The organism is Tolypothrix tenuis PCC 7101 (genome assembly GCF_963874875.1).
GTDB classification, from domain to species: Bacteria; Cyanobacteriota; Cyanobacteriia; order Cyanobacteriales; family Nostocaceae; genus Aulosira; species Aulosira tenue.
Genome location: NZ_CAWNJS010000001.1, coordinates 3692505 through 3711698 on the forward strand (window position 1 = coordinate 3692505; position 19194 = coordinate 3711698).

Consider the following 19194-nt stretch of genomic DNA (forward strand, 5'->3'; position numbering starts at 1 on the left):
CAGATGAACGCAGATAAAGAAGCGTTTTGATGAGTGTATTCGCGGTTTTTTTTCAATTAACGCTGAAGTAAATTAATATAGAGACACTTATAATAAGATTAATCACTATAGTTAATTTTACTAATTCAGCGACAATGGAAAACGAATTACAAGAATTACTACTATCTAAAAAAGAGTTGAAAGAATTAACAGGAATATTTAATGATAATAATCTACCTATTTTTCAAAAGTTTGTAAATTTTATAAAAAATATATTAATATTTATTGGAGTATTTATAACTTTAAAATTTATCTGTTACATTTTCTTTTATGAAGAAGATGCTGAGTTTTTTAGTTTTGTAATAGCTTTGATTATAGGTTTACTCTGGATAATAAGTGCTTATATTAAGCATCATAAATTTATTATTAATAATTTTAATGGACAAAATCAAATAAATGAACAATTAAATAACTTGCTTAAAGAAGTAGAAAAATATAATTCTTTAATTAAAAATATAACTGTTATCCAAGAGCTACAAAATATTGGACATAATGTAAGTTTAGATAATAAATCAAATATAATTGAGGCAATTAAAATAACCAGAAATGATTTGATCCGTGCTTTGAAAACCGAAAGAATTTTAAGAGAAAATCCTAGTTTTAAACCTGAGGAATTTTCAATTAATCTGGATAGTATCAGAGCATTGCAAACTGCTGAACAGGCTGACGAGTATGGACGTTTATTCAATGATGCTTTGCAAGTAGCTATGAGCGTACAAGAAGAAATGAAAAAGTTACAAAGTAAATATTAAGAAATAAATTAATTTTTCTAGTTATAAGTTGTTGTCTTCTGTAAAATGGCATAAATTGCAATTATCTAGAAAAACAGATTCATCTGGTAGGTTGGGTTTCGTTCCTCAACCCAACATCTTAAAAATTTATCAATGTTGGGTTGAACGAAGTGAAACCCAACCTATAAGAGATTGCTTGATTACAAGTAGCGTAACTACTCAAATAGTAGCTATTGTAAATTATTCGTGAACGACCAGATCCCCGACTTCTTGGAGAAGTCGGGGATCTGAGACTTGGCTACTTTTACAGGGTAAGGATGTAATATAAGTTAAATCTTCAACAGCTTATTACACATCAGATTCAATCATGACTACAGATGCAGAATATCAAGCAGAAATTATCACCTATGACTGGGATAATTTAATGATATTATGGGCAGAAATCAAAGCAAAGAATACCTCAAATTTTTGGGATAAAGGTAAAGCATTAGAATATTTAATTTTACGCGCCTTCCAACTTGATGGTGCGGAGGTGGCTTGGCCTTATAGTGTAAAAATTCAAGATACAATAGTAGAACAAATTGACGGAGTGGTATATACAGACAGCCTCGCCTGTTTAATTGAATGTAAGGATGAAACTAAAGAAGTTAATATTGAACCTATAGCCAAGCTACGAAATCAATTATTACGAAGGCCAGCAGCAGCTATTGGAAGCGTGTTTAGTTGCAGTGGATTTACAGAAGCAGCAGTAACATTAACTGGATTTGTAGCACCTCAAACTATTTTATTGTGGGGAGGACAAGAAATTGAATATTCACTAGCCAATAAATGTATATGTAAATTCCTAGTCAAAAAATATCGTATCTGCGTGCAAAAATGTATCCCTAATTACGACATTACAACGGAGATTTCATCATGAACCTGGCATATCTGATTACAGAAAATGATAAAGATATAGAAATTTTACAGAGATTACTACCGCAAAATCTAAGTCAAAATATCAAATTTATAGCAGGTGAAAGTTCTTATAGAGCGCGTTCTTTAGCTAGTTCACTTCTTGCTACTCGGAAAACACCTGTTGCGCTTGTCTTAGATGCAGATACAGATAACGAATCTCAAATATTTGAAAGACAAGATTTAATTAATTATGTATTAAATCAGGCATCATCGGGGATACCTTATCAAATTTTTCTGGCAATTCCTGAATTAGAAATTGTATTTTTACAAGATAAATCATTAATTGAAAAAATAGCTCAACGTCAATTCAATGATTTAGAATGGCAGTTGGCTAAAAGTAAACCTAAAGAATTTTTAGAAACAGTATTCGGCAACCAAAAGTCAATAAATACCAGAATATTTGAATATATAAATGATGAAGAGATTAAAATATTGCAAGAAAGCCCATTAATACAAGAAATAATTAATTTCTTATCATCGCTTATTCCGTCTTCTGTTTCCATAAAATAAAATCGTAAAAACTGCCGTACCATTGGAAAAGTAGTTTCAGAAATTCACCCTTGTGCAAAGTATCAATAACAGATGCGATCGCAGTGTTCGCATTAATTCATCACCCGCGATCGCGCAATCTCTCTTCTACCAATGGGACGTACTTGTATGCTGTGGAGTGAAACAATTGCCACAGTTTCCCCATCCAGTGTGACAAATTCAACCTCATATCCTTTGCCACCCTGATGTACTAAAACAACTGTACCTATATCACCTTGTTCTAAACTATATTCTGGGATATCACTAGTCAGAATAACCCTATCAAGTTCTTGAATCATTCTTCTCTCCGTTTCAGTGGGTAGGAAGTAACAAACTTAGGAATAGTTTCCCCTGTTTCAATAAACCAAGCCGAAAGAATCACAGGGTTTCTGCCATCCGGTGATAGCAGTGTACCTTCTACAGCATATCGAGTTCCAAATGGTGAATCTTCAATCTTTGTAACATCGTTATCAACAACATGATTTAGTAATGCTTTAGCAAGAGTTTCCCAGTCATCTACTGAAAAACCAAACGCAGTGAAAAACTTTTCCTTGCCGCGCCCATCGGGGTGAGTTGGCGACAATAGATACTCAGTAATTTTTCGTTGTGGCACAACTGCAAGTTCATAATTAGGCAGTTTCAATCCGCCTCTCCTACATTCTTATCTTTAGTTTATCGGCAGTTGAGTCTTAAATTATCTTATCGACAATATGCGCCTAACACACCCTACATCAATTTTATTGTTAATTTATAAATAGCCTCTTACTATTGTTTGGTAGTTATTCGATAAATCCAGCGATCGCACTTTCGCAACAGGCGATCGCTTTATAGTATAGATATACAATACTAATTCTTGACTCGCCCGTTAGTTGACTCTGGTAAAATTGCAGTCGGGACGGGTTGAGTAGCGGGAACCTCTACAACTGGAGGAACTGGCGAAGTTAATTTTTGACTACCACGCTTGCGATTAGAACCGCCAGCTTTGGAATATTCCATGCTGTTTTTACCATAGACAAGTATTGCAACCCAAGTAAGTTAATCATCAAATTCACTTACAGTAGCCGCCACTTCATTTGCTTAACATTCAATTCCGGTAAAATTTAAGCAGCAAGGCTATGCAAGAAAATCTTTTTACAACACATGGCAACAAAAAAATTAGAAGCTTTGATCACCAAAACTGTCAAAAAAGTAATTAAAAAAGAATTAGGAAAGCTGAAAAAAGATAATTTGGTAATTGCATCAAATCAAACTTCTAATACATTGGCAGAAATAGAGAAAGTTAAAAATGATAATTTAGCGCTGGCATCAAATCAAGCGCATAATACATTAGATAGGTTTGTAGCCAAGGTTGATAATTGGCAAGCAAAAGATTCTAATGAAGAAATTATTGATGAGATATATACAAATGGTTATCTTAGTTTGCCTTCTAAAGAAGATGCAGAACTTGAGTGCAAGTTGCGAGAACTAAAGTTTAAACAAGAACTGAGAAAAGATTGGATATTATTTCTTTTAAAGGATGTAATAGTATATTCTGCCACTATAATCTTTATATTTGCTGTTGCCGGATTTTACTTATTTACTCTGATTACGCATCAGAGATATTGAGGCAATTGCTATTGCATAATATTAATAAATAATGGATATGCTGCATTTTTCACAAGCAGCAAATGTAGGGTGTGTTACTGCTGTGCAAGGATTTCAGAACTTAAGAGAGTTATAATTAGCCGTAAGACATCATCTTTCTCATACCAATTTAATGTGAAGTTGCACATATCTTGATCCCCCTAAATCCCCCTTCAAAAGGGGGACTTTGATTCTTTTCCCCCCTTTTTCAAGGGGGATCGAATTTTATGCAGCTACATAAAGAATTTGCATCAGTACGTTATGCGATCGCTAACGCACTTTACAATTTAAGGTTTACTTTATAAACCATTTCTAAGGGCCTACTCTGGTTACTTTCATACAGCCGTGACCATTGTTGTAAACTTGCAAAATTGGGTACTGATCTGAGCGAACTAACAAAGCTACATATTGTGATGCACTTGCAGCACTATCGCAGATAGTTGTTGGCTCACCAGACCGAAAAGCCCGATCCGACCATGTACACTCACCAGGAGATAAACCTTGGGGTGCTGCTCCTGGCCCAGCTTGGAAATTGATTCTTACACCATTATTACCATTGTTTTGTATACTCAGCGTACCACCACCACGACAGGTTAAGGGATAGCTCTGTTGTGCATGAGCAGTATTTATCGTCAGCATGGGGGACAAAATAGCAACTAAAGCTGCCATCTGGGAAACATGAGAAAATACTTTCATCTTCTGACTCCTAAAAATTAAAAATTTAGTATTAGGCTGCGTTCAATAAGTATTAGGGTTGATGAAAAAGTTTTATGCAATTAAGTAGATGCGCTGACCCTAATTAAAATTTTCGCTCGGCCCTAACGCATCAGCTTAGTTTAGGGATAATCTTTAATATTCCTTGTCAATATCTATATAATGATGACGATAGGATAGTATTAAGTATTAGAAACCCTTAAGTAGGGTGTGTTACGGCTGTGAAAGGATTTGATACTTAGAGATAATGAAATTTAGCCGTAACGCACCGCCTCATGGATGGTGCGTTAGGCGCTAGGATAGTTTTTTCGTGACAAATCATATTGGAAATGAGCGCCTAACACACCCTACTTTATAAATAACTTTTAAGGAAAAGCTACGGCTTTGATGAGACATATGGCAAAAGTTTCAGACATGGTATATATCCTTGTCTGAAACTTTTGTTAATTACGAATTACGAATTACGAATTACGAATTACGAATTACAAACTATTTTGGCGTTGTTTCGGGTTTGGGGGTTGGTTTTAAGTTTTTGGCTTTGTAGAAGGTTTCTAAACTATCGCGATCGCCTACGAAACGCCAGTGCCAAGGTTCATAACTGACACCTTGTGCATTATCTTTAGGAAAGGACATTTCAAAACCAAAACGGGCAGCGTTTGCTTCAAGCCACTGATAAGCTTTGGTATTGTCAAAGTTAGCTTGCAGATTAGTAGCTGGGACTGCGCCATCACCAACATCTACAGCATAGCCTGTGTGATGTTCGCTATGACCAGGAGGCGCACTGAGCGCTGCTCTTTCGGCTGGTGTTTGATTGCGTTGCGCGCCCACCCCAAAAAATAACTGCTCTTGTTCTTTTACAGAACGGAAACCAGAAATTGGTACTAAAATTACCCCAGCGCTGCGTGCTGCTTGTTTCATCTCTTGAAACTTTTCCGCAGCAGTTTTTCGCATTCTAATGCGTCCACTACCAGGAATTACTGCTAGTTCTGATTCTGGCGCTTCTGCGTATGTTAAATGTCCTAAGACAGTATCAGTATTGGTACTCTGAGAGTTAGCAGAACTTTCAGATGTTGGTGTCGGTAAACTAGTGGGTGAAGGTTGAGAATTGGCTGTTCTTTTGGGAGAAAGAATGAAAAAGACAAAGCCACTACTCACAGCAAGCAGGACAAATGCTAATACTCCCCCAACCAGCAAAACCATCGGTTTTAATCCCACCTTAGGTTTAGCATCGGGAGCATCGCGTAAAGCTGCTGGAATATCATCACCAGAAGCAGCCGAAGAGTGTTGAGGTTCTCCAGAAAACCCAGCTTTATTCAAGAGTTCACTCCTGCTTTTTTTGAATAGCCATAACAGATTGTAGACTGGAAAAAAATAAACGCAAGCGTTAGATTTTACGTCAGCGTTTTTAGGTGCAACCTTGATAAATCTTTTAGCACTATATGTCAAGTTAGTGGGGCTAGTCCTAATTGGATTTGTCCTCGGACGTAAACTACCAAGTACAGTTCCTTCAGGTGTAGCTTACTTCCTTTTTTGGGTAGGAGTACCTATAAGCATTGTATTTTTTCTATACAAAACCGACTTATCAGGGCAAATTTGGATTGCACCTGCGATCGCATACCTTGCCATTTTCCTAGGGGCTTTTTTGGCTTGGCTAGCAATTAAAGGACAAGCCTATCTCACAAATACCATGCCGCAGCCACCAACTCAAGGAAGTTTCCTATTAGCAGCGATGGTAGGGAATACAGGTTATCTCGGCTTTCCTATCACCTTAGCAATGGTAGGAGAAAAATACTTCGCTTGGGCATTATTCTACGATTTACTCGGCACACTCTTTGGTGCTTATGGCTTGGGAGTAGCACTAGCAGCTAATTTTGGCAATATTAAGCATAATTATGCAGAAGTAGCCAAAGCAATAGTGATTAATCCCGCTTTATGGAGTTTTGGCTTTGGCTTACTGTTGCGACAGCTAAAAATTCCCTTTGCAGTGGAATTTTGCTTAGATAAATTGGCTTGGACATCTTTAGCTTTATCCATAGTATTAATTGGGATGCGACTCTCACAATTAAAGTCTTGGAGCAACATCCCCAAAGTAGGAATGAGCTTGGCAATTAAAATGTTAATAGTTCCCTTACTTCTAGGTTGCACATTACCGTTTTTTGGTGTCACTGGTTCACCTGCCAAAGTAATCGTACTACAAATGGCTATGCCCCCAGCCTTTGCTACTCTAGTACTTGCCGAAACCTTCAATCTTGACCGCGATTTAGCTGTCACAGCCTTAGCAGTAGGCGCAATAGTATTATTAATTACATTACCAGTTTGGCTATGGCTGTTTTGAAAATTGGGCATAGGGCATAGGGCATAGGGCATAGGGCATGGGGCAGGGAGCAGGGGTGAGAATAAAAATATTCTCGGACTATATTGGATAATTTATTTTCTGTAAGTCCCTCAACACAAAACAGCACAATAATTTTGGAGGGGGTTTGGGGGACGCAACCGTCCGAAGTTTTGTGGAAGGAAACCTTCCCCACAAACTTCACCCAATCGGGGGTTTGGGGGAGAATCCCCCAATTCTGCTGGCTTAGTTGATGGTATGGAAGCCCCTTAACCCAAGCTTTCTTTCGTCATGACGAATTGTATAACTTTAATCTTTACACTTCAGCCTTTATTTGATTCATTCTTGCTGCTAAATCCGCAGGATTCATATATTCATAAGGTTCAAAAGGTTGGTGAATCCAGGGATTATCTGATAAATAGTCTACATAGTAATCCGGTTCTATCACCGAACAAGATTTATACCAAATTACAGCCGTGCGAATATCTAGAATTGCGCTTTCACTATATTGCTGTAGCCAAGGGATAGTTTGCTCGAGTGTAACTCCAGAATCTACCAAATCATCAACCAGCAAAATCCGCGAACCTAAAGTTTCCGTAGTCATGGTGATATGGCGAGAAAAGTTTAATGCACCTCTTTCTTGCTTACCTGGGCCACTGTAAGATGATGTTGCTAAAATTGCCAACGGTTGGTTATATATACGGGAAAGAATATCTCCAACTCGCAGTCCGCCTCTGGCAAGACAAACAATCTGGTTGAATTGCCAACCTGATTGATAAATCTTAGCAGCCAGTAGTTCGATTTTTTGGTGATAATCTGACCAAGAAACGTAAAGGTCTGGCATAAGGGATGTAGTTTTTGGCTAATACTGAAAGCACACGCAAATTCTCTATTTTAATATGAGCGCAAGATATTATGAATGATTCTGCTGCCGATGGTTCTGCTTATAGTGAAAAACTGCCATTTAAAACCAAACTAGCCTATGGTGCAGGTGATTTAGGCCCCGCGATTACTGCCAATATTGCCATATTTTTTCTCTTGGTTTTCTTTACCAATGTCGCTGGTATCCCGGCGGGTTTGGCTGGCAGTATTTTAATGGTGGGTAAAATCTGGGATGCTGTCAACGATCCATTTGTAGGGTTTCTGACTGATAAAACAAAATCTCGTCGCTGGGGTCGTCGTCTGCCTTGGTTATTATACGGGGCAATTCCCTTTGGAGTATTCTTTTTCTTACAGTGGATTGTACCACCATTTAGTGTTTGGGGTTTGTTTTGGTATTACGTCGTGATTGGGTTAATTTCGCAGGTGTTTTACACCGTGGTGAATTTGCCTTATACAGCAATGACACCAGAACTCACCCAAGATTATGACGAACGTACCAGCCTCAACAGTTTTCGCTTCACCTTTTCCATCGGTGGCAGTATTTTATCTTTAATATTGTCAAAAATTGTGTTTTCAGTAATTAGCGATCGCGGACAACAATATATAGTATTAGCCGCAGTTTGTACTGTAATTTCCGTCTTAGCCTTATATTGGTGTGTTTATGGCACACGCGATCGCGTATTAGCATTTGAAGCTAAACGCATTCAACTAGAAGAACCTCAATCTCTCCCCTTTCCCGAACAAATCAAAATCGCCTTTACCAACAAACCTTTTCTCTTCGTCATCGGTATATATCTCTGTTCTTGGTTAGGCGTACAGATTACAGCCAGCATTATTCCTTATTTTGTCGTTTACTGTATGCGTCTGCAAGAAGCGGATGTTCCCACAGTGATGATTGCTGTCCAAGGAACAGCGCTAGTCATGCTATTTTTCTGGAGTAATTTAAGTAAGAAAGTTGGCAAAAAAATCGTCTATTTTCTCGGCATGATTTTATGGATTATCGCCGCCGCAGGACTTTATTTCTTACAACCAGGACAACTTACCTTAATGTACATCATGGCAATCATGGCAGGGTTTGGTGTCTCTACAGCTTATCTCGTTCCCTGGTCAATGATTCCCGATGTCATTGAATTAGATGAACTGCAAACCGGACAACGCCGCGAAGGAGTATTTTATGGTTTTATGGTGTTGCTGCAAAAATTTGGTTTAGCCTTCGGCTTATTTTTAGTCGGAAACGCCTTACAAGCTTATGGTTTTAAAGAAGCAGTAACCGGACAAACTGCACTACCTACACAACCAGAATCAGCATTACTCGCTATTCGCCTCGCAGTCGGCCCCTTACCTACCGTTTGTTTAATTGCAGGTTTAGTCCTAACCTACTTTTACCCCATTACCCGGGAAATGCACGCCGAAATTATGATGAAACTCCAGCAACGGCGAGAAAAAGCCGAGTGAATTTCCAGCCAATATTTCTACCAAATCTATTTTTGCGTAGGCGTAGCCCGCCGTAGGCATCGCAAAACTAACTCTTGCTGGTGTTAAACTAACTTTTGCTTTGACATCAGCTGCTATTGCTGATGTTAAAGTAGCTTTTGCTAAAAAAATATCTATGATTGCAAGTGCAATTGCTGCGATTGCTGATGTCAAAGTAGCTTTTGCTAAGAAAAAATCTATGATTGCAAATCCCATTCCTGCAATTCCTAAATCATAGAACGATTTAGCCCCATTTAGAACAAATCGCCAAAAAAATTTATCCCCAGCGTTTGGCGTTTGGTAATTGGTAATTGGTATTTGGGACTTCCAGAAAATAAATTATCCAAAATATAGTCCGAGAATATTTTTATTCTCCCCCTGCTCCCTGCTCCCCGCCCCCTGCCAAGAAAGCGATAGTATATTTTTTTAGTTGGAAGTCCCTTTATTATTTTTCCCCCTGCCCCCTGCCCCCTGCCCCCCTGCCTTTTCCCATTCCCCCTTCCCCAAACTCAACCTCCCAACTTTTCCCCCCGAATCGAATAATCTAACAACTCCATCGGGTGAATTACAGATATATTCTTACCTTGCAATTGCAAATGCTTAGTAATCTGCAATGTGCAACCAGGATTAGCAGAAGCGATTAACTCTGCACCAGTATTTAGTAAATTCTGCACTTTTTGCTGACCCAATTCTTCAGCAACTTCTGGTTGCAACATATTATAAACACCTGCACTACCACAACACAAAGCTGCATCCAAAGGTTCACTTAACTTCACCCCAGGAATTTGGCGTAACAACTGACGCGGTTGCACACTAATCTTTTGCCCATGCAGTAAATGACAAGCATCTTGATAAACTAAATTCACAGGTTTATCAGTAATCGGCAACAATTTTGCTGTTAAACCTACGGTTGCTAAAAACTCTTGAGCATCTTTCACCTTAGCAGCAAATGCTTGTGCCTTTTCCCGATATTCTGGGTCATCCGCCAAAATATGACCATATTCCTTCAATGTATGCCCACAACCAGCAGCATTGATAATCACAAAATCGACATCAGTATTAGCAAAACTATCAATCATCTGTCTCGCCAAAGCCTTTGCTTGTTCCGTTTGTCCCTGATGTTCAGGAAGCGCCGCACAACATCCTTGGGATTGGGGAATCACCACCTCACAACCATTCGCCGTCAACACCCGCACCGTTGCTTCATTTACAGGAGAGAAAAATAGCCTTTGCACACATCCCAAAATTACCCCCACACGGTAACGTTTCTCTCCTTTTGCACGGATAACAGTTGGTAGATTACTTTGAAATGTTTTCAATGTAATTTCTGGCAAAATCGATTCCATTGCTGCTAACCGGGGAGATATATTTTTTAGTAACCCTGTAGCGCGAATAAATTTAGAAACCCCTAACTTTTGATAAGCCAGTAATGGTATAAGTAAGATTCTTAAAAGGTCGGGGTTAGGAAATAAAGTAAATATTAATTGCCGAACCAGCTGATCAGGTAAACTGCGGGAATAATTGCGTTCAACTTGATGACGAGTAGCAGAAATTAACTTGTCATACTGTACACCAGAAGGACAAGTTGTTACACAAGCCAAACACCCCAAACAAGAATCAAAATGTTCTACTGTCGCCGTATTAAGTGCAATTTCACCTTCATTAATCGCATCCATTAAATAGATACGTCCCCTGGGAGAATCCATCTCCTTACCCAACACCCGATAACTGGGACAAGTAGAAAGACAAAATCCACAATGTACACAACTATCAATTAACTTGGGATCTGGTGGATGACTTGCATCAAACCCCTGCAAATTTTTGATACTCGCCGTATTATTCACAGAATTTTCCGAAACTTGCATATTACTTTTTCCCCTCTTTTTAAGTGCTGAGTTGCAGAGACGCGATCCATCGCGTCTGTACAAGAGTCAAGAGTAAAATTATTTGTGCCTTATCCTAATTAACTGAATTTCCCAATCCCCAATCCCCAATCCCCATTACCCCTTATCCCCAGAGGGGGCCCCGAGTTCCCCAATCCCTAGTCCCCAATCCCCAGTCCCCAATCCCCAATCCCTAAATCCCCCCAACAAACCGACCTGGACTTAAAATATTTTTACTATCAAACTGTGCTTTAATCCGACGCATCAAATCTAAAGCATTACCTTTGTATCCCCAAACATCAAATTTTTCTTTTATATTAGCTGGCGCTGCCAAAATCGAAAGAAAGCCACCGTAATTTTGACAAATATCGCGGATTTGCAAAACTTGCTTTTGGCTATCTAAGGACAACACTCCCAACCCACTACTAATATGAATCAGTCCCATTTCTACTCGACTGAGAACTTCTACAGCCGCGCTAGGTAATACTCCTATTTTGCAGGTAATCGGTAAATTTGCAGCATCAGAGTGCATTTCTTCTGGCAATCTCTGCCATAAATCAGCCTCTTCCTTTTCTTGATAAATTACTCCTGCCAATCCCAACTGCTGCCCGACTTCTAGTAATCTATTTGCCTGTTCTTTGACACTCTCACTAATACTTTGGAAGCGAGCAATTAAGCCTAATCCATTACCTAATCCTAAACTATCAACCAGTTTAGTAGATAATAAATCAGCCTGGGTTGGTGTTAATGCCGAACCTCTCAAGGTAGCAGCCGCTTGGGATATCGCCGCCTCTTCGCCAGTTAATACTACTGTCGCTGATGTCTCTTGCTGGGGGTAAACCCTAAAGGTAACTTGAGTGATAATTCCCAATGTGCCATAAGACCCAGTAAATAACTTCATCAGGTCATATCCAGCCACATTTTTCACAACTCTTCCGCCAGCTTTAGCAATTTCGCCATCAGCACGGACAAAGGTAATACCTAACAACTGGTCGCGTACACCACCATAACGTTGTCTAAGAGAACCTGTATTCGCTGTAGCAACTATACCACCAATGGTTGCTAAATCTGGTGCAGTAGGGTCAAGGGCGAGAAATTGGCGATGATTAGCCAAAATACCTTGAAGATGAGAAAATTTCATGCCCGCTTCCACTGTCACCGTCAAATCACCAACGGCGTGTTCAATTAAGCGATTGATGTGTTCTGTACTCACAACCACATCAATATTTTGAGCTAAATTACCCCACCCTAATTTACTAGCACTACCGCAAGGAAGGACACGCCAATTTTTACGGTGTGCTTCCGCAATAATCGCCGCTAGTTGTTCCTCGGTACGAGGATAGACAAGACAACTGGGAGATTTTCCCCCAATTATTGCCTTTTGGATTGATTCTTGAAGTGTGGGTGGAATATTTTCCCAAAAGTAAACAGCATTTTCTTCGTTGACGATAGATGCCAGACAAGAAGCGATCGCATTCATCAGTTTATTTTTTACGTCCTACTTCTAATTTACTGGCTAAACTCACTAAAAAAGTGCTCAGTTAAAAGTGGTGCCTATGCTTACACTACAAAAGTTCAGATAATTTGTTACTAATATTACTTATACATACATACTATATTTAAGCAATATTACGGAAGTAAAGATAATATTTATGACTTAAGCTGGCTACAGCAAATTGTCACCTTTTGTCTATATAACAAAATATAGATAAACAGAGGGGATAAATTGGAGATTGAATTATCAGGGTAGCAATGTTATTAATTTTTTACAATAAAATCACAATCAAGTTATTTGTGATACCACTTATCTACTCATATAACAGCAAAATTTGAGGTCATGAAAAATTATGCATAGCATTGCCATTAGGATTGTAGCAGTCAAAATTCTCTCGTCATTTTCTGTATTTGTGTAATCTAGTGGTTCACCACATAAGTTATGAAGGGTTGCGAGGTGTCAGATCCCCGACTTCTTCAAGAAGTCGGGGATCTCGCAGCCTAGCAAAATTAATGTGGTGGAGTAATAGGTTGGGAATGCTGAAAATAATTCAGCGCTAGAATCGATTTCAAAATCATAGTTCATAAATGGGTTTTACCCAAACTCTTAAGATTTTTAGCTTTTCTCCTGGCAATCAGCGTAGTTTAAATTTTATATTTTGACTTGAGAAGACAAAATATAAAATTTTTGATTTGACATAAAAGCTAGTTTTAACCTGATAACAATTTGCACTTCTGAAACTCTAAATTTAAGCCGAAATCAAGGCATAGTGTAAATAGTAACCCCTAAATTGGTTGACCTGAATATATTGGTTGTTGAAAAATTATCTTCTAACAATTTGTAATTAATAGCCGATTAATTACATTTGGTTAATTGATATTATTCATAGCTAATATTTCTAGTAATGATTCGCTCTCCATAAATAAATTTAATCATTATTAAATACCAATATGTCACTATCAAACTATGCAATTATAGACTCTATTCTAACTTTTGCTCCTGATACTCCAGTTGAAAAAATTATCAGTTATATGGAGCAAATTAGAGAAAACATTGGCATGGAAAAAGGTATATTTGTGACTGACTCCAGTTTATATACCTCGCATCCCCAAGTAAAAGTATCTACAGCACAATCCATTCCTCAAAATGCACATCACCGTAACCTGAATTTAGCGGTTGATTGTGTATATGTGGTAGATAAATCACATTTATTAGGTATATTCACAATTTTAAATCTGCTCCGGCTGATGACTTCTGGCATGAATTTAGCCACTATGAAGATTGCCGAAGTCATGCAAAAACCTTTAATTACTTTAGAGCAGGATTTTGATGTGAACAATATATTGCCACTAATGCAGCAATATAACATACGTAATTTACCTATTGTCAATGATATTGGGCAGTTATTAGGAATTATTACACCAGAAAGTTTAGCGGTGGGTTTACAAAAAGAACTTGTCAAAATTCGAGCAGATTTACAATTAGAAAATGTCCAGCACCGTTCTTTAGAAATAGCATTACAAAATGCTGAAGCAGAATCTGAACTACGCGTTAATCAAGCAACTGCAGAGTTAATTAAAGCCAATAAAAAGTTACAGCGAGAAATAAGCGATCGCATTGCTACAGAGGTGCAATTGCTGCAAACAACTTCTGACTTACAAGAAATATTTCAAGCCTTTCCTGATGTATATTTTCGTATTGACAGGGATGGGACTATCCTCAGTTATTACGCTAAAAATACCTCAGACTTGTATGTAGTACCAGAATTTTTTTTGGGGAGGAGGGTGCAAGATGTTTTCCCTCCCAATGTTGCTAGTAAATTTATGACTGCAATTCTGAATTCACAGCAAAATGGAGCCATTTTTACTATTGAATATTTATTATCTATTGCTGGTAGAGACGAAAGCTTTGAAGCCAGAATTTTACCTTCAACGCAGCAACAAATTATCGCCATCATTCGCAATATCACTGAACGTAAGCAAGTCCAAGAAGCCTTACAAACAGCCAAAGCAGAATTAGAAATTCGCGTAGTAGAAAGAACTAAAGAATTACAAGATATTAATAAACGTTTGGTGCTAGAGATTAGCGAACGCCAGCGAATTGAAGAAGCTTTACGATATCGAGTGGAATTTGAAAAACTAACTACTGCGATATCTACACATTTTATCAATCTTGCACCTAATGAAATTGAAAATGGTATCAATCAAGCATTACAGTTGATTGGTGAAATTACAAATGTCGATCGTGCTTATGTATTTGTATTTGCAGATAGCAATACCTATGAATGGTTTGCAGCATCCTTAGCAGGACAAGTTCATAATTTACAAGATATTAGTAATGCAGTTTTATCTTGGGGAAGAGACAAACTCAGCAATTTTGAAACTATTCACATTACTAATATTGATGATGTAGCTATTGCAGTTAATACTCACACTATTCAGTCACTCATTATGGTGCCCATAGTATGTAGTGGTTTATTAATTGGTTATCTGGAATTTGATTCTGTAAAAGCTGCAAAAACCTGGACAGAAGATAGCATTATTATGCTGAGAATGGTTGGAGAAATTATCGGTAATGCTTTAGAACGCCTGCGAGTAGAGCAAGCATTACGAATTAGCGAAGAAAGATATATTAGAGCTATTAGTGCGGGGAAAGTTGGAATATGGGAATGGAATATTAAAACTAATGAAATTTACATAGATCCCAATTTAAAAACTATGCTTGGTTATTCAGAACAAGAAGTTCCTAAATATTTTGATGATTGGCTAAAATTTGTGCATCATGATGATGTGGAATCGGTTAAAAATGCAGTATACACATATTTAGCAGGTTTAACTCTAAAATACGAAATTGAACACCGAATGCTAAAAAAAGATGGTAGTTGTATATGGTTTTTAAGTCGAGGTACACTACTGCGAGATCCTCAAGAGAATATCTGTTTTTTAGCTGGTTCCAATACTGATATTACTGCTCGCACACAAGCAGAAAATAAACTTAAGGTATCTCTAAAAGAAAAAGATATTTTATTGAAAGAAATTCACCATCGCGTCAAGAATAATTTGCAAATAATTTCTAGTTTATTACGTCTTCAATCTAGATATATTAATGATGAACAAGCCTGTGAACTTTTCCAAGATAGCCATAACCGTGTCAGAGCTATGGCAATAATCCATGAAAATTTATATCAATCCAATAATTTATCAAAAATTAACTTCTCTGATTATTTAAGAAGTTTGGTTAATAATTTATTGCGTTCCTACGGTATAAAAATAAATATCAAAAGTCACTTAAAAATAGATAAAATTTTTCTCAAAATTGATACCGCTATTTCTTGCGGACTAATTATTAATGAGTTAGTTTCTAACTCTATAAAATATGCATTTCCTGAAAATCAAGATGGGGATATTTACATAGAAATGTTACAAACAACTAAAAATCAATACTTCTTAAATATTAGTGATAATGGTGTGGGAATATCTCAGGATATAGAAGTTTATAAAAATCAATCTCTTGGGCTGCAATTAGTTTGGAGTTTGGTTGAACAGTTACAAGGAACAATTACATTTAATGCCTCCACAGGAACTTCATTTACAATTACTTTTAGCGAACAAAGGTAGAAAATTATGCAAGAAAAAATCTTGGTGGTTGAAGATGAAATAATTATTGCTTTTGACATTAAAAGTTGTTTAGAAAAAGCTGGATATATTGTCCCTGCAATTGCTGCTCATGGCAAACAAGCAGTTGAAAAAGCTGCAGAATTACATCCAGATTTAATTTTAATGGATGTGATGCTTAAAGGTGATATGAGTGGCATAGAAGCTGCTGCTGAAATTGGTCATCTGTTTAATATTCCAGTCATTTATCTCACTGCATATTCAGACCAAACTCATTTACAAAAAGCTAAAACTACACAACCTTTTGGTTACATACTTAAACCATTTGAAGAAACTCAATTAATTACTACCATTGAAATTGCTTTAAACAAACATCAAATAGAAGTAGTAATGCGTGAAGCATTAGAAAAAGAAAAAGAAAATAGAGCCATTAAAAATAAATTTGTTTCAATGGTTAGTCATGAATTTCGTAATCCTTTAAATAATATTTTAACTTGTACTGAATTATTATCAAATTATAGTTTGCACGGGAATGATGAAAAAAGACATGAATATATTAGCCATATTCAAAAATCAGTAAAACATCTAGATAATTTATTGACTGATGTTTTACTGATGAGTAAAGACGAACCCGAAAAATTACAATTTAATCCAGCACCTATAGACTTAGAAGCTTTCTGCCAAGATTTATTACAAGATATCCAATTGAATGCTAATGAGAACCACAAGATTATATTTACTGTTCATGGTAGATTAGCAAACATACAAAATAATCTCTCGGTTGTAGATTCGCATTTAATTAAATTAGATGCGAAAATGTTATATCATATTCTCAGTAACTTGCTCGCTAATGCTATCAAATATTCACCTTTAGGTGGAAATATTACTTTTGATGTCTTTTACGTATCGGGAGAAGTTATTTTCCGGATACAAGATGAAGGGATTGGCATTCCTGAAGCGGATCAAGAAAATTTATTTAATTCGTTTCATAGAGGTAGTAATGTCGGGAATATTCCTGGCAATGGGTTAGGGTTAGCAATTGTGAAATATTATGTTGATTTACACGGTGGTAATGTTTCTTTTGCTAGTAAACCGGGAATTGGGACAACATTTATTGTAAATTTGCCTATTAGTAATTAGTCGTTAGTCATTTGTTATTAGTCATTTGTCATTTGTAAAATTCTGAGAGATTTGTTGTGTTGAATCATCTATAGCAAACTTAGAGTTTCTTAATTTTGAATTGTCTTATACCAATTCACGAAATTATTGATACAAATGAATTCCTCTGCTTCCTCTGCTTGCCTATACCTATTATTTTTAAAGACACATAAATGCTTTGTGAGGGCACGGCACCAGTAAGATATTTGATATGCCAAAAGATTGTGGATGCCGTGCCCCTACCCATTTGTCGCGTTCTTTGTTCACAATGGTATGAAATGGTATTACCTGTATGATGGTGCGTGATGCCTGAAGCTAAATATTATGGCATCACACACCCTACTGTTGGGAGAGAATCTTTAGACGTTGACTGTATCTCTAATTTTGTCTGACGAATAATAAGTAGGGTTATCGCCAAATTTAGTTGCGATTAGCGATTCTGCACCTGTAATCAATCTCGCTCTACGATTTTGGGTAATGTAATTCCATGCCCACTGAATTATGACTATTAGTTTATTGTCAAACTCGATTAAAAAGTATATATGCACTATGAGCCAAAATAGCCAGGCAAAGAAACCTCTGAGTTTGATAAAACCTAAATCTACAACAGCAGTATTTTGTCCAATGATAGCTAAACTACCTTGATGATTGTAATTAAATTGTGGCAAAGTATGACCTTGTAGCCTTTGTTCAATTAATTGAGCTACATATTCTCCTTCTTGCTTGGCTACTGGTGCCACACCAGGTAAAGGTTTACCATCTTGATGAGAGAAATTGGCTAAATCACCCACAACAAAAATATTGTCATATCCTTTAATACTTAAGTTAGGTTCAACAATTACCCTACCTGCACGATCAAGTTCAGCACCTGTATGTTCGGCTAAAACTTTACCCATTGGCGATGCTTTCACACCTGCTGCCCATAATATAGTTTTAGAGGCTATTTCTCTTTTGTCATCGCCTTGTTTGATGGTAACAATATCATTTTCAATATTCGTTACCAAAGTTTTGGTTTGAACAATTACACCTAATTCTTTGAGAGATTTTTCTGCGGCTTGCGATAATTCTGGTGCAAAAGGTGGGAGGATGCGATCCAAACCTTCTAATAGCAAAATTCGGGTTTCTGAGGTGTCGATTTTGCGAAAATCTTCTTTGAGAGTTTTGTAAGCTAACTCTGCGATCGCACCTGCTAATTCTACCCCTGTAGGGCCGCCACCCACAATCACAAAAGTTAACCAAGCACGGCGTTTGACGGGATCGCTTTCTCTTTCGGCGGCTTCAAAAGCCTTAAAAATCCGGCGACGCATTTCTACTGCATCTTCAACAGTTTTTAACCCAGGTGCAAATTCTTCCCAGTCATCCTTACCAAAATAGGAATGCTTCGCACCAGTAGCCACAATTAACGTATCGTAGGGTATTGCTTCACCATCTACCAAAACTTTCTGAGCTTGAGGATCGATATCATCAACAGATCCCAACAATACTTGAGTATTTTTGCTTTTACTCAACACCGATCGCAACGGTGAGGAAATATCAGCAGGTGACAAAGTACCTGTAGCCACTTGGTAAAGCAGTGGTTGAAACAAATGAAAGTTCCGCTTATCAATGAGTGTAACGTTCACCGGAGCTTTGGCAAGTGCTTTTGCCGCATACAGTCCCCCAAAACCACCGCCAACGATAACTACTTCATGTGGTGGGTTATTGTCAAGCGAATTTGCCATAAGAAATATTTCCTAGTGTTACGACTGATGTAACGATTATTAAG

Annotated in this window: 18 protein-coding genes; 9 read left to right on the forward strand and 9 right to left on the reverse strand. The window is 37.4% G+C overall.

Annotation, left to right across the window (positions count from 1 at the left end):
• Positions 1-134 precede the first annotated feature (134 nt).
• From AACU25_RS15110 to AACU25_RS15120, 3 genes are all read left to right on the forward strand, one after another.
• Positions 135-791, forward strand: a complete 657-nt coding sequence (locus AACU25_RS15110) for a hypothetical protein (protein ID WP_096576904.1) — start codon at positions 135-137, stop codon at positions 789-791.
• 346 nt (positions 792-1137) lie between these two features.
• The gene (locus AACU25_RS15115) at positions 1138-1689 is read left to right on the forward strand and encodes a restriction endonuclease (protein WP_096576906.1); all 552 of its coding nucleotides are present in this window, start codon (positions 1138-1140) and stop codon (positions 1687-1689) included.
• Positions 1686-2237 carry a hypothetical protein gene (locus tag AACU25_RS15120; protein ID WP_096576908.1) on the forward strand — a complete coding sequence of 184 codons (552 nt, stop codon included), beginning with the start codon at positions 1686-1688 and terminating at the stop codon, positions 2235-2237. Before AACU25_RS15115 ends, AACU25_RS15120 begins: the two co-directional genes overlap by 4 nt.
• A 92-nt stretch (positions 2238-2329) precedes the next feature.
• Here AACU25_RS15120 and AACU25_RS15125 read toward each other — a convergent pair whose 3' ends face one another.
• The 3 genes from AACU25_RS15125 to AACU25_RS15135 form a co-directional block, all read right to left on the reverse strand.
• Positions 2330-2554, reverse strand: coding sequence for a DUF4926 domain-containing protein (locus AACU25_RS15125; protein WP_096576910.1), 225 nt, complete (start codon positions 2552-2554; stop codon positions 2330-2332).
• Complete coding sequence (locus tag AACU25_RS15130) at positions 2551-2898, reverse strand: DUF6883 domain-containing protein (RefSeq protein ID WP_096576912.1); 348 nt, start codon at positions 2896-2898, stop codon at positions 2551-2553. The genes AACU25_RS15125 and AACU25_RS15130 overlap by 4 nt, the downstream gene beginning before the upstream one ends.
• A 203-nt stretch (positions 2899-3101) precedes the next feature.
• Entirely contained in the window at positions 3102-3251 is a 150-nt protein-coding gene (locus AACU25_RS15135) for a hypothetical protein (RefSeq protein WP_167717570.1), read from the reverse strand.
• 144 nt (positions 3252-3395) lie between these two features.
• Between AACU25_RS15135 and AACU25_RS15140 the strand changes: the two genes are divergently transcribed.
• Positions 3396-3860: a hypothetical protein gene (locus AACU25_RS15140; protein ID WP_190445812.1), complete on the forward strand. Its 465-nt coding sequence runs from the start codon at positions 3396-3398 to the stop codon at positions 3858-3860.
• A gap of 330 nt (positions 3861-4190) precedes the next feature.
• Here AACU25_RS15140 and AACU25_RS15145 read toward each other — a convergent pair whose 3' ends face one another.
• Together AACU25_RS15145 and AACU25_RS15150 are read right to left on the reverse strand one after the other, a co-directional pair.
• Positions 4191-4574, reverse strand: coding sequence for a hypothetical protein (locus AACU25_RS15145; protein ID WP_096576914.1), 384 nt, complete (start codon positions 4572-4574; stop codon positions 4191-4193).
• A gap of 507 nt (positions 4575-5081) precedes the next feature.
• Positions 5082-5909, reverse strand: coding sequence for a M15 family metallopeptidase (locus AACU25_RS15150; RefSeq protein ID WP_096576916.1), 828 nt, complete (start codon positions 5907-5909; stop codon positions 5082-5084).
• A 100-nt stretch (positions 5910-6009) separates the two neighbouring features.
• Here AACU25_RS15150 and AACU25_RS15155 point away from each other — a divergent pair, with 100 nt between their 5' ends.
• Entirely contained in the window at positions 6010-6927 is a 918-nt protein-coding gene (locus tag AACU25_RS15155) for an AEC family transporter (RefSeq protein WP_096576918.1), read from the forward strand.
• Between the two features lie 313 nt (positions 6928-7240).
• On the opposite strand, the gene AACU25_RS15160 is transcribed toward AACU25_RS15155, so the two are convergent.
• Entirely contained in the window at positions 7241-7768 is a 528-nt protein-coding gene (locus tag AACU25_RS15160; RefSeq protein ID WP_096576920.1) for a phosphoribosyltransferase, read from the reverse strand.
• A 71-nt stretch (positions 7769-7839) separates the two neighbouring features.
• On the opposite strand from AACU25_RS15160, the gene AACU25_RS15165 reads away from it, so the two are divergent.
• A complete protein-coding gene (locus AACU25_RS15165) occupies positions 7840-9261 on the forward strand; it encodes an MFS transporter (protein WP_096576922.1) in 1422 nt (473 codons plus the stop codon).
• A gap of 100 nt (positions 9262-9361) precedes the next feature.
• Positions 9362-9517 carry a hypothetical protein gene (locus AACU25_RS15170; RefSeq protein WP_190445811.1) on the forward strand — a complete coding sequence of 52 codons (156 nt, stop codon included), beginning with the start codon at positions 9362-9364 and terminating at the stop codon, positions 9515-9517.
• Between the two features lie 271 nt (positions 9518-9788).
• Here AACU25_RS15170 and AACU25_RS15175 read toward each other — a convergent pair whose 3' ends face one another.
• Together AACU25_RS15175 and AACU25_RS15180 are read right to left on the reverse strand one after the other, a co-directional pair.
• Complete coding sequence (locus tag AACU25_RS15175) at positions 9789-11144, reverse strand: (Fe-S)-binding protein (RefSeq protein ID WP_096576923.1); 1356 nt, start codon at positions 11142-11144, stop codon at positions 9789-9791.
• 211 nt (positions 11145-11355) lie between these two features.
• Entirely contained in the window at positions 11356-12642 is a 1287-nt protein-coding gene (locus AACU25_RS15180; RefSeq protein WP_096576925.1) for an FAD-binding oxidoreductase, read from the reverse strand.
• Between the two features lie 965 nt (positions 12643-13607).
• Between AACU25_RS15180 and AACU25_RS15185 the strand changes: the two genes are divergently transcribed.
• Both AACU25_RS15185 and AACU25_RS15190 read left to right on the forward strand, forming a co-directional pair.
• Positions 13608-16274 (forward strand): histidine kinase dimerization/phosphoacceptor domain -containing protein, encoded by a 2667-nt coding sequence (locus tag AACU25_RS15185; protein ID WP_096576927.1) that lies wholly within the window; start codon positions 13608-13610, stop codon positions 16272-16274.
• A 6-nt stretch (positions 16275-16280) separates the two neighbouring features.
• Complete coding sequence (locus AACU25_RS15190; RefSeq protein ID WP_096576929.1) at positions 16281-17411, forward strand: hybrid sensor histidine kinase/response regulator; 1131 nt, start codon at positions 16281-16283, stop codon at positions 17409-17411.
• Between the two features lie 377 nt (positions 17412-17788).
• Here AACU25_RS15190 and AACU25_RS15195 read toward each other — a convergent pair whose 3' ends face one another.
• Positions 17789-19150, reverse strand: a complete 1362-nt coding sequence (locus AACU25_RS15195; protein ID WP_096576931.1) for an NAD(P)/FAD-dependent oxidoreductase — start codon at positions 19148-19150, stop codon at positions 17789-17791.
• Positions 19151-19194: the final 44 nt, after the last annotated feature.